Annotated in this window: 9 protein-coding genes; all 9 read left to right on the top strand. The window is 38.0% G+C overall.

Translation table 11 applies throughout. From position 1 onward, the window contains the following. Positions 1-115 precede the first annotated feature (115 nt). The gene (locus tag GX654_01230) at positions 116-1,054 is read left to right on the top strand and encodes a hypothetical protein (GenBank protein ID NLD35473.1); all 939 of its coding nucleotides are present in this window, start codon (positions 116-118) and stop codon (positions 1,052-1,054) included. A gap of 20 nt (positions 1,055-1,074) precedes the next feature. Beyond that, positions 1,075-1,506, top strand: coding sequence for a DUF2752 domain-containing protein (locus GX654_01225; GenBank protein ID NLD35472.1), 432 nt, complete (start codon positions 1,075-1,077; stop codon positions 1,504-1,506). Between the two features lie 165 nt (positions 1,507-1,671). Continuing rightward, positions 1,672-2,472, top strand: a complete 801-nt coding sequence (locus tag GX654_01220; protein NLD35471.1) for a DUF4097 domain-containing protein — start codon at positions 1,672-1,674, stop codon at positions 2,470-2,472. Between the two features lie 345 nt (positions 2,473-2,817). Beyond that, complete coding sequence (locus GX654_01215) at positions 2,818-3,078, top strand: hypothetical protein (protein NLD35470.1); 261 nt, start codon at positions 2,818-2,820, stop codon at positions 3,076-3,078. A 639-nt stretch (positions 3,079-3,717) separates the two neighbouring features. Then, on the top strand, positions 3,718-4,599 hold the full coding sequence (locus tag GX654_01210) for an ORF6N domain-containing protein (protein NLD35469.1): 882 nt from the start codon (positions 3,718-3,720) through the stop codon (positions 4,597-4,599). 690 nt (positions 4,600-5,289) lie between these two features. Further along, positions 5,290-6,786 carry an N-6 DNA methylase gene (locus GX654_01205; protein ID NLD35468.1) on the top strand — a complete coding sequence of 499 codons (1,497 nt, stop codon included), beginning with the start codon at positions 5,290-5,292 and terminating at the stop codon, positions 6,784-6,786. After that, entirely contained in the window at positions 6,786-7,733 is a 948-nt protein-coding gene (locus GX654_01200; protein NLD35467.1) for a restriction endonuclease, read from the top strand. The genes GX654_01205 and GX654_01200 overlap by 1 nt, the downstream gene beginning before the upstream one ends. Positions 7,734-7,866: 133 nt before the next feature. After that, complete coding sequence (locus tag GX654_01195) at positions 7,867-11,007, top strand: DEAD/DEAH box helicase (protein NLD35466.1); 3,141 nt, start codon at positions 7,867-7,869, stop codon at positions 11,005-11,007. 24 nt (positions 11,008-11,031) lie between these two features. Continuing rightward, positions 11,032-12,145: hypothetical protein (locus tag GX654_01190; protein NLD35465.1), on the top strand; the 1,114-nt coding region annotated here is incomplete at its 3' end.

Here is a 12,145-nt window from a genome sequence, read left to right as displayed (position 1 = left end):
ATATAAGGTCGCCTTTGTCTTTGACAAAACGCATAAAGGAATGGTTGTGCTTGATGATATTGGATTCAGGACCAATACATTGAAGCAGGACACTCTATAATTTCGGGGAGGAATCATGGATATTAACTATGGAAAACCGTTGTCCAATGGCTGGGGCCGGATGAAAAATGCCCTCTTCAATCCCTTTGATATGGGTAAATGGTTTACAGTCGGATTTACTGCCTTTCTCGCGGGCCTGGTAGATGGATACTCAGGCAACGGTTCCTTTAATAAGTCATGGCAAAATAACTGGAACATTGAAAAAATCTCAGATTTTCCCGGAATGGCATGGGAATGGCTTTTAAATAACCCTTTTTGGTTTATGCTTATTGGCCTGGGCACATTATTTTTTATCGCGCTTGGCGTACTTTTGCTATGGTTGAGTTCACGGGGGAAATTTATGTTCCTGGATAATGTTGTTCACGATCGAGCACTGGTATCAAAGCCCTGGAATCAATTTAAAACCCTGGGAGACTCACTCTTCCTGTGGCGGCTCTGTTTCAGTATTATTATGTTTGCAGTTATTATGCTGTTTTTAGCTGCCATACTTTTTGTTGTGTTTTATTTCCAGAGTAACGATTTTCCAGGTTTAGCCACCGGTCTGATTATTGCCGGAATGGTTCTATGTTTATTAGCAATATGTATTATTGCAGGATACATTACTTTATTCCTTACCCATTTTGTTGTACCGATCATGTATAAAAACAATATTGGCTCCGTTGAGGCGTGGAGACGCTTCATGCCCCTGTTCAGCAGATACATGCTGCAGTTTATTTTTTATGGAATAATAATATTCTTACTGCATCTCCTGATAGCCATCTGTGTCATAATTATCGGATTATCTACATGCTGTATTGGTTTTATAATATTAGCCTTTCCCTATATCGGAACAATTATACTGCTGCCAATCAAATACACCTTCAGGGCAATGAGTGTAGAGTTTCTGGAACAATTCGGCCTTGAGTATAAGACATTTCCGGAGCCGTATGATGATGGCTTCAATGGATTTGTATGAGTTATAGAACGTACTTACCCATGGAAAAAATCTACGCATACAACCCGATGCCTGTAAACAAAATTATCCCCAAAGCTGTTATGGCATTAACTTTACTGTCTGTATTCCTGGTTTCGATCTTTATAAATCCTGAAGAAACAGAGTTCCTGACATGTCAATTTAAACAACTCACAGGTTACAGTTGTCCTACCTGCGGGTTAACCCGATCCTTTTATGCAGTTTCTCATTTAAACTTTCAGGAATCTTTCAGATTTCATCTACTGGGACCGATTATCTACGCTGCTCTTTTATTTGTTTTGATAAAATTTTCCATTGAAATTGTTACAGGGAAAGAAATCACACTCAAGATCCACTGCGGGATTACAAAAACAAGTATAATTTTATTTTTTTGTGCATTTTTTTGCTTCTGGATTGCAAGGTTTATTTATGAACAATTAACAATGAACAATTAACAATAAAAATAAAATCCGGAATTTACTCTGTGTGAAGGGTGCAGAAGCGTGGGCCACTTATTGTTTTCTCTTTAACAAGTACAATGGGCATAATTTTTTCAGGATCTTTTTATGCAGAAAATGTTTTAACAATATATAAATAAAATACTATCCAGGAGGCAAAGTATGTTAAAAAAAACTATCATGATAAGTCTGTTTTTACTTTTTATCTCGCCATTATCTTTAATTGCACAAACAGCAACTGATGAGTTCCACAAAACTATAAGTTTTAAGAGCGGAGGGAAGGTTTCTGTGAGAAATATTAATGGTTACATTAATGCAGAATCATGGGACAAAGACCAGGTAAAAATTGGTGCTGAAATCAGGGTAAAAGCAGAATGGGGAAGCAGCGTTGATGCGGAAGAGATAATCAAAAAAGTAAAAATAGAAATTGATGAGAGCGGTGACAGGCTGAGGATAGAGGCCGATTACCCGAATAAAAAGCACGGTGTGTCTGACTGGAATTTCAATAATGATGAAAGGTATACTGTAATTGTGGATTATTCAATAAAAATACCTGTTGAAACAGATTTAAATTTAGATTCAGTAAACGGTGCTGTAAAAGCAGAAAATCTAAAAGGTGAGATTTCTCTGAAAACTGTTAATGGATCAGTTAATGTGTCTGATATTAACGGTTCAATTGAAGCAAGTACAGTTAATGGTGCGATTAAAGCGAGGTCAACACATCTTGATAAAAGTGATGATATTCATCTATCAAGTGTTAACGGCAGTGTAAGACTTTCTCTACCTTCTGATGTTGCTGCTGATATTCATGCATCAACTGTAAACGGCGGTATAAGCACGGATTTTCCAGTAACTGTTACCGGGAAATTTATCGGGAAAAAGATAGATGGTAAGGTAAATGGCGGAGGATCGAGTATTGATTTGTCTACGGTAAATGGAGGTATTTCGATAGTTGCGGATTAGTCAGAGAATTATGTAAAAGGGGCAACAACTTAGTAGATGGGGATAATGTAGATAAAATGGTAAAAATAAATATTTGATTTACCTTTTTACCTGCATCCCCTAATCCATTTACGTTTTTTCAAATAAAATATTTTTTTCGTCATTTTTACCCTTTTCAACCCGTAATGGGGGACGCGGTCATTATATAACAGGGCGATGCCTTTTTGGGGTACCGGGGCATCAAGTCCCCAATCCGTCATTCCCGCGCAGGCTGGAATCAAGTTGTTTTTGTTTTGTGATTATTGAAGCCATAAAGAGTCAAGGGCAGACCCCTTTACTTTTTACTCAATATATATGGAGACGGTAATGGATTTCTGGACTTTTGCTATCTTAATCGTAATCATCATTGTTGCCGGGGATGTTGTAAAAAAAACTCTGCATAGCTCTCAGGTCAACGCTTCAAAAAAGAGTGCTGAGAAAGAAATAGAAAAAATAAAAGTACAAATGGATGAACTGGATAACTACACGAAATATAGAATTGAAAAAAGACTTCAAGCAATTGAAACAATTGTTGTGAGTAACGAGTATAATTTAGAGATGAAGTTTAAAAGATTGGTTGACGATTAATCTCTGCCTGGCACGGCGTAGATATACGAAGCCGGCTGACTTCTGGATTTTTTCAATTTTGAATCTTGAATCCTTTATCCTGTCATTTCGACCAAGGGGATAAATATTTGTCTTTTCACTTGAACCCTCGACCCCTCTTGTCCCGCCTTAGCCTTGGCGACGGCGGATGAATCCTTGAACCCTGTCTTTTTCATCTTGCATTTATTACCAAAAAGTCTTAAACCTAACCCATTCAATCATTTCAGGTACAACAAATAACCGTCTCACAGAGTTTTTCGTTTTAAGCTTTTCTTTGATAACTGTTCATTGTTAATTAACCACTGAAATGACTGATAACTGTTTACTGATCATTGTTCATTGAAAACAATTTTGAATCTTGTCGAAGATCCCGTGTTGTGTACAGGTAATTTTGTTGAAGATCCCGGGTGTGTACGGGGAATCTTGAATATTGAATCAAGATAGGCGTTATTTACTTATTTATGGTCGGTTTTGCATTTATAATACTTGTCCGCCTAGGGTGGATTGAAGGTGCTAAGAGTCAAAGGCTGACTTGAACTCTTTTATGAGGGTCTGTCAACTGTGTAGACACTTATTGTTCTCAGGACTTTCAGAATAAATATGTGTTCAGGAAAAAATATTATGAAAAACAATGTTGCATTAGAACCAATCATACAGAGCAAGATAATAGTAATCCGCAATCAACCTGTAATTATTGACCGGGATATAGCTGCTTTCTATGATGTGGAGACAAGAGTATTAAACCAGGCTGTAAAAAGGAATATAGTAAGATTTCCAGAGGAATTTTGTTTTCATTTAACTGAAAAGGAATTTCATGATTGGAAATCACAAATTGTGATATCCAATAAAGAAAAAATGGGGCTCAGGAAAGCGCCTTATGCATTTACTGAACAGGGCGTTGCAATGCTTTCTGCTGTCTTGAAAAGTGATGCAGCTATTAAGATAAGTATCAGTATTATCAAAGCCTTTATAGCAATGCGACGGTTTATTATTAACAATGCCCAGATTTTCCATCGCCTGGACAATCTCGAAATTAAGCAGATTGAAACGGATAAAAAACTTAATCAGGTTCTGGAAGTTATTGATAGCAAGGAAATTAAGCCAAGCCAGGGAATATTTTTTGATGGGCAGGTTTTTGATGCCTATGTCTTTATCAATGATCTTGTTAAATCAGCTAAAAAATCCATCCTCCTTATAGATAACTATATAGATGAAACTGTTCTGGTATTATTCACGAAACGAAAGAAGGGGATTCCACTTACCATCCTTACAAGGAATCCATCAAGAAAGCTGGAACTTGATGTGCTGAAACATAATGAACAATATCCGCCGATAGCATTAAAGCCTTTCGATAAAGCCCATGACCGGTTTTTAATACTTGATGATAAGACGATATATCATTTTGGCGCATCACTGAAGGATTTAGGGAAAAAATGGTTTGCCTTTAGTAAGCTGGATACATCGGCGATTGAGTTGTTGAATGAGATAGGAATAATAACATAAATAATTAGTGCAGTAAGCGGCACCATGGAAACCAGCCAGGATTGTAATTACAAACTCTCCTGCCAGACCATAACTTTAGTGATGACTGGATCGGAGAATCCATTTTCTTTATGTTATGCATTATGCCTTTTTCAGGGTAATTTATTTTTCTCCGCCATAGTTTTTTTAAAGAAAGTGGAAGCCTTCAGCGACGGCGGCAGTTTGCTTTTCCTAACAGCCTTCAGCCGAAACCCCTTCAGCCTGCTTCTAACTACAAACATCATGCCATATCATTATATTTGTTTATTGTTTGGGAGCTAAAAAGCTGGAAGGCACTAATATCAAGGCTTTCAATTGCATTATGGTCTTTGAAGTGGTTTTGTTGGGAGGCTCTACTATTTAATAAAAAGATGATAAATGCACATTATTATGTGCAAGATTCAATTTTTTATTTTATGAAGCTTTCGGTTCTGCTATCTGATAACTGATCATTGATCATTGTTCACTGATAAATGATTTTTCCCTTAATTTTCCAATCCATTAGCAGTAAACCCATTTCATCAAGCCGCAAATAACCAATAAATATAGCAAGATAAAATCATTCTATTGTTAATCATATTTGTGTAATATAGGATATTGAAAAAAGAGAGGTTATGGGGTAAAAGCTGATACATAGTTTTTACTTAACCTAAAATATATCAATTCCATTTTATGGAGCCCTTTTTGCTATCAATAGTTGAAAAATCAAGATTAAACATCTCAAGAACCACAGAACAAAAGAAAAAGTCCCTGTATGGCCAGTTTTTCACGCCTGCCAGTATTGCCTGCTTTATGGCGAATATGTTTACCCGGACATCTGTTGACAATTGCCGGCTTCTTGATGCAGGGGCAGGGATAGGGTCGCTTTCAGCCGCATTTCTTGAACGATATATTTCGGATGATTTTTATTTTAAGAATGTTGAAATAGATGCCTTTGAGATCGATCAGTCATTGTTACCCTATTTAGCAGAATCACTTGAAGTCTATAAAAAACATAGAAATATTGTCTTAAATATAAGGGAAAATGATTTTATAATTACAGCAGCCAATTCACTGTGCGGAGACCTTTTCAGCAAAGCACTACCAGCATATACCCATGCAATCCTTAATCCGCCATATAAAAAAATCAGAAGTAATTCCGAACACAGGATAGCACTAAGAAAAGCAGGGATTGAAACAGTCAATCTATATTCGGCCTTTGTAGCGCTGGCTGTTGCCTTGCTTGAAAAAGGCGGCCAGATAGTCGCAATCATACCAAGGAGTTTCTGCAATGGGCCATATTATCTTCCCTTCAGAAAGTTCCTTCTCGATCATGCAGCGTTCAAGCACATACACTTGTTTGGTTCCAGGACAAGGGCATTCAAGGATGATGATGTACTGCAGGAAAATGTAATAATCATGATGGAGCGTGGGGCAAAACAGGAAGATGTGATTATTACAACCTCCACAGACTCAACCTTCTCTGGCTTAAAAACCTTTGAATATCCATTTGATGATATTGTTACTCCTGATGATATTAACCATTTTATTCATATCCCGACCTCACAAAAAAGGAAAATCCTGCACCTTAATCCTTTTATCCGATATAGCCCTAAAGAGTTAGATATAGGTATTTCCACCGGCCCGGTGGTGGATTTTCGGATGAAAAGTTATTTAAGAGAGATGCCTGAAAAGGGGACTGTCCCGCTCCTTTATCCGGGGCATTTTAATGGCTATAATATCAACTGGCCAAAGGCCAATTTTAAAAAACCAAATGCGATTGTTCATAACAAAGAGACAGAAAAATGGCTCTACCCCAATGGCTTTTATTGTGTTGTGCGAAGGTTTTCATCCAAAGAAGAGAAACGACGTGTAACCGCAGGGGTTGTTCGCTCCGATGTGTTCAAAGAATATAATATGCTTGGGTTTGAAAACCATTTAAATGTATTTCATGAAGAAAAAAAGGGATTGCCTGAATCCCTGGCCTATGGCCTTGCCGGATATCTTAACAGCGCATCAGTTGATGAAAGATTCAGGCTGTTCAATGGTCACACCCAGGTTAATGCAACTGATCTGATGACGCTAAAATACCCCAGCCGAAACGCCTTGATTTCATTGGGTGAGTGGATGCTTGAACAGGGAATACCGACACAGGATGAGATTGATAATAAACTTAGGGATCTCGAATAATGAATAAAAAAGTCAAAAAACGAATAGACGAAGCATTAAATGTACTTCTATCTCTGGGCTTACCAAAAGCTCAGCAGAATGAACGCTCTGCCCTTTCTCTGCTTGCCTTACTCAACCTTTCCCCGAACAAACAATGGTCTGAGGCAGAAAATCCGCTTATGGGTATAACACCAATAATGGACTGGATGCAGGCGCATTATAAGAAGACATATGCACCAAATAGCCGTGAAACAGTTCGAAGGCAGACAATGCATCAATTTGTTGATGCAGGGGTTGTATTATATAACCCAGATACGCCGGACCGTCCTGTAAACAGCCCAAAGGCTGTTTATCAAATTGAACCACAGACTTTAAAGTTGCTACGCAGTTTTGGAACGAAAAAATGGCATGATAACCTTGTAGAATTTCTATCGCATCGTGAGACACTTGCAAAAAGATATGCAAACGAACGTGAACAAAACCGTGTTCCTGTTCAGATTAAAAAAGGAAAGAAAATTACACTCAGCCCCGGAGAGCATAGCGAACTAATCAAGGCAATTATTGAGGATTTCGGACCTCGGTTCGCGCCTGACAGCATCCTTGTTTATGCAGGAGACACAGGGGATAAATGGGGTTATTTTGATGCTGCCTTACTCACTGAACTTGGCATCGAGGTTGATGCCCACGGGAAAATGCCGGACGTAGTACTTTATTATGCTAAGCGTAACTGGCTTTTGCTTGTGGAATCAGTCACCAGTCATGGGCCAATGGATGCGAAACGACATTCTGAACTGGCTAAACTATTTAAAAACGCCAAGCATGGTCTTGTCTACGTAACTGCCTTTCCAAACCGTTCAATTATGGCAAGATATTTGAATGAAATAGCCTGGGAAACAGAGGTGTGGGTAGCTGAAGCCCCTTCGCATTTAATCCATTTCAATGGGGAAAGATTTTTAGGACCATACTGATTTCCGAATATATAAAATATGCTTATTTAAAGGTTATTTTTTCTATATAACTTTTTAGAATCCAACTTTGGACATTCTTAAATATACAGGAACTTTAAATTAATAGAAATTTAAAGTGGGAAAATAAATAATTATGAAAAACGAATCATCAAATAATACTGTACCTTTTAAACCTGGTGATTGGCTTATAGATAAGAGCAATCCAGGTCAGCCTGGACAATATACTGGAAACTGTCGTAAAGCTGGACCTCACACTATGGTCCAATTGATTTTTCCTGGAGGAGGCTCAGTTTACAGGCCCATTACTTGCCTTAAGCTTATTAAAAATACCAAAGGTACAATTGAAGATCGTTTAAAGGAAGGACACTTTGGCAAGATCCGCGATCTTCAAAGACTGATTACCTATGAAAAACTCAAAGGAGTCCTTTATGAAGTAATATATTCAATGGAGGCAGCCCAGATAGATTTCTACCCTTATCAGTTCAAACCTGTTTTAAAATTTATAAACTCACCAACCGAACGGCTTATCATCGCTGACGAAGTAGGTTTAGGAAAAACAATTGAAGCTGCACTCATTTGGATAGAACTTCAGGCCAGGCGGCAGGCAAAACGACTGCTAGTAGTGTGTCCAAAGTTGCTGGCAGATAAGTGGTGTGATGAATTACGAAGTAAGTTTCTCATTGATGCACGAGTAGTTAATTTTTCAGGGTTGAGCCAGGAAATAAAACACCTTAAATCAGAGGGGCCGGGACACTCTTTTGCCTTGATTGCGGCTTATACTGGTATAAGGCCCCCTAAATCTGAACTGCAATACTTAAAGGAACCACAGGATGAACAACTCAAAGTTTCATCAAAAACAGCTTTTTTACAAGAAATACGACACTGGGATTTGGATTTTGACCCATTTGATTTAGTAATATTTGATGAAGCCCATTATATGAGGAATCCGGCAACAACAACATTTAATCTTGGATCAAGTTTGGCACAGACTGCCGGAGGCGTTCTTTGTGTGTCCGCAACTCCAGTGAATAATAGCAATGTTGATTTGCACAGCTTACTACGTCTGACAGATGAAGATTTTTTTGAAACACAGGGCATGTTCGAAGAACTTTTAGAAGTGAATAGACCTACTGTGCAGGCGTCAAATGCATTATCAAAATTTCCTGTAGATACTCAACTTCTGATGACAGCGGTAGAGGGTATGAGCTCAAGCCCTTTTATAAAACAATCACCACTTTTTAAGCAATTCCTTGAAATCCTTGAGAGCATAAGCCCTGCAGATAAGAGTAAAATTGCAAAGTGTCAGGAGTTGGCTGAAAAATTAAATCTTTTAGGGAACTATGTTAATAGAACTCGCAGGGTCCAGGTAAAAGAAAATAGACCTATTCGCGTCCCAAAAGTTATTCAGGTTGAGTACTCGAAAGAAGAAATGCAGCTCTACTGTACTATTCTACAACTCGTGCGCGCACGATGTCGCAAAGATAATAGACTTTTTCATGTATTTAGAGTCATTGGGTTACAGCTTAGAGCTGCAAGTTGTTTGCCAGCCATCGCTGCAGAAATTCGCGATGGTCGGCTAGGTGATCCGGAAGAGCTTTTATCGGAGGCCCTGGGCGAAGAAACATTAAATGATTTTGATGACAATATTACTGATGAAGAATTAGATAAGGAATCTTTTTCTAGGTTACTTGAATATGATTTTGAAAAAAATGACAGTAAATATTGTCAACTCCGAAATATGCTTACTGAGCATATCCCGGATGAAAAAGTGATAATATTCGCCTATTATCGCCAAACTCTTGCATACTTGCAACGCAGATTAATAGCAAATGGTATTACAGTTACTGTGATACACGGTGGCATACCAAATGACCGGCGTTGGGAGGAGATTGATCGTTTTAAAGACCCTAGAGGCCCGCGTGTTCTTCTTTCATCAGAGGTTGGAAGCGAAGGTATTGATTTGCAATTCTGTCGTGTAATGACAAATTATGATTTACCATGGAATCCAATGAGAGTTGAGCAGAGAATAGGGCGTATTGATAGAGTTGGTCAACAGGCAAAACGGCTTTCTATTATAAATTTTAAAGTCAGTGGGACTATTGAAGAAAGACTTTATGACCGGCTTCATTATAAACTTGAAAAATTTGCTAACAGTCTTGGTGACCTTGAAGCAATTATTGGTAATGAAGTTCAAAGCCTTACTGTTGACCTGTTAAGTAAGGAATTATCTATAGAGGAAGAGCAAAGACTGATGGATCAGTCTGAACGTGTCATAGAAGAGCGTTTACTCCAGATTCAAGCTTTGGAGACTGAGGGAGACGCTCTTATCGCTCTTTCTGACTATGTACAGCAAAAAATAGAAGAAGGTCGTGAAAAAGGAAGGTATATTCAACCTGGTGAACTGGAGGATTATTTAAGTGATTTTTTCGAACGCGAATTTCAAGGTTCAGAAATAAATTACAATACTCCAGTGGATGGATGTCTTCGAGTAAGACTCAGTAATGAGGCCCAGTCATCCTTATCTGCCTTTATTGGTGATGATAAATCTCTTACTGCCCGCCCTTTACGCAGAAAAGAGTTTAATATTACTTTTAGGCGCGAAGTGCTTCAAAGACTATCTTTTGGCCAGCAAAAGTCTATTAATTTTATCAATCACCTTTCGCCGCTAATACGTTGGATTACAAAAATAAACGCAGAAGGAGCGCATAATTTTTATGATGTTGCTGCTCTGAAAATCAATGACACATTTTTACCTCCTGGAGATTATTGTTACAGAATCGAAAGATGGAAGCTTAAAGGCCTATTAAACCGGGAAATGTTGGCTTATGGTGTTGCAAGAGTATACGGAGGGACAATTTATCCGGAAGATGTATCAGAAAAGATTATTCAAAAACTTCTGCGTGATGGAAAAGATTGGGATTATGTTGATTGTGATACCGAAGCACTGCTTGAGGCCCATAACAGGGTGGTAAATGACTTGGAATTACGTTTTAATGATGCAGTAGTAGACTTTGAGGCGGAGAATGATACTTCATACCAGATTAAGGTTCAACGAGTGAAAGGAATCTTTGATCGTCGTATTGAACAAGATAAACAACGCTTAAAAACATTGCGAGAAGCAAATCGTGATCCAAGGATAATAAGGATGACAGAAGGACGACTTAATACAGGCATTAAAAATAAGGAACAAAGGCTCCTTGAGTTGAGTGAAAAGGCAAAAACTGATATAGAGCAGGCGCAGGTAGCAGCGGGGATATTTAGAGTAATGAACTAGCATATCGGATTTGGAGTATATCCAATGGGCATTTTTTCAAATTTTGTAAAATCGATTAAAGAAAGTCTTTTTGGTAAAGCTCAGGATATAAGTGAAAAAAAACAGCTAAAACCTTCAAATAAACCCCAAGAAAAAGCTTCTGCCCAACTGATAAGTGACCAGAAAAAGATTGATAAAATTCTGGTAGAACAAACACGCTCTGATACACCTATAAAAGAGACTAAAGTAGAAGTAACACCTGTAAAAAAAACAGGCAGAGATCCATATTTTTTACAAATAGGGCTCGATTTTGGGACTTCTTATACAAAATGTATTTGCAGGGATATCATGACCAATAAGGCCTGGGTCCATCATTACTCAAGGTCAATAGATAAAGAAAGACCATTCCTTATACCTAGCCTGGTTATTGTTAAAGAAAATAAAATTTTTCATGCGGAAGATACAAAAAGTCATTATCCTTTAAACGGATTATTTCATTTAAAAAATGCGTTGGTATTGGCAGCTAATGGAGATATAGATAATCCGCAGCTTTTCACTTACAGGAATGCTATTAAATTGAAAAACAAAGATCAATTACCTTCTTTTATAGCTACTTGTGCTGTTTACTACTTAGCTGGAGTAATTGGAGAAATAAAAAGCCAGATAAAGTTACGTTTCAAAGGATTTGGGGAGCTTCCAGAAGATTATATCGCTATCAACATGGCAATTCCTGTTGATAATGCTCAGGACAGGAGGATCAGTAGATTATTTAATATTGTCCTTTGTGAGGCATGGGGACTATCTGGCGAGCTATCAGGGCTTTCATATATGGATATTACTAAACTAGTATCATTAATAAAAAATTACAGATCAGAAAATAAAAATTCATCCAACAATGGATGTTTTATTTATCCGGAAGTAAGTGCAAATGTTCAAGGTTTTATCCGCTCCCGTGTTTCAAGCCCTGGTGTTTATCTGTTTTCAGATGCAGGTGGAGGCACAGTTGATCAGAGTGTGTTCATTTTTACACGAGAAGATGGTATTGAACATTTACATTACCTCGCAGGGCAAGTGCTGCCTCTAGGATCGAGCCAAATTGAAAATCGTATTGCGCAAAAATGCGGGGATTCAGGGTGTAAATTTCTTGAATTATGGCGGG

Source organism: Desulfatiglans sp. (genome assembly GCA_012513605.1).
Lineage (GTDB): Bacteria > Desulfobacterota > DSM-4660 > Desulfatiglandales > HGW-15 > JAAZBV01.
The sequence above is the reverse complement of the archived record's forward strand: the minus strand, read 5'-3'. Positions and strand labels throughout refer to the sequence as shown.

Excerpts from the sequence above, each read along its gene's own strand:
- GX654_01230 (NLD35473.1), top strand. The coding sequence starts at position 116 with ATGGATATTAACTATGGAAAACCGTTGTCCAATGGCTGGGGCCGGATG.
- GX654_01225 (NLD35472.1), top strand. The coding sequence starts at position 1,075 with ATGGAAAAAATCTACGCATACAACCCGATGCCTGTAAACAAAATTATC.
- GX654_01220 (NLD35471.1), top strand. The coding sequence starts at position 1,672 with ATGTTAAAAAAAACTATCATGATAAGTCTGTTTTTACTTTTTATCTCG.
- GX654_01215 (NLD35470.1), top strand. The coding sequence starts at position 2,818 with ATGGATTTCTGGACTTTTGCTATCTTAATCGTAATCATCATTGTTGCC.
- GX654_01210 (NLD35469.1), top strand. The coding sequence starts at position 3,718 with ATGAAAAACAATGTTGCATTAGAACCAATCATACAGAGCAAGATAATA.
- GX654_01205 (NLD35468.1), top strand. The coding sequence starts at position 5,290 with ATGGAGCCCTTTTTGCTATCAATAGTTGAAAAATCAAGATTAAACATC.
- GX654_01200 (NLD35467.1), top strand. The coding sequence starts at position 6,786 with ATGAATAAAAAAGTCAAAAAACGAATAGACGAAGCATTAAATGTACTT.
- GX654_01195 (NLD35466.1), top strand. The coding sequence starts at position 7,867 with ATGAAAAACGAATCATCAAATAATACTGTACCTTTTAAACCTGGTGAT.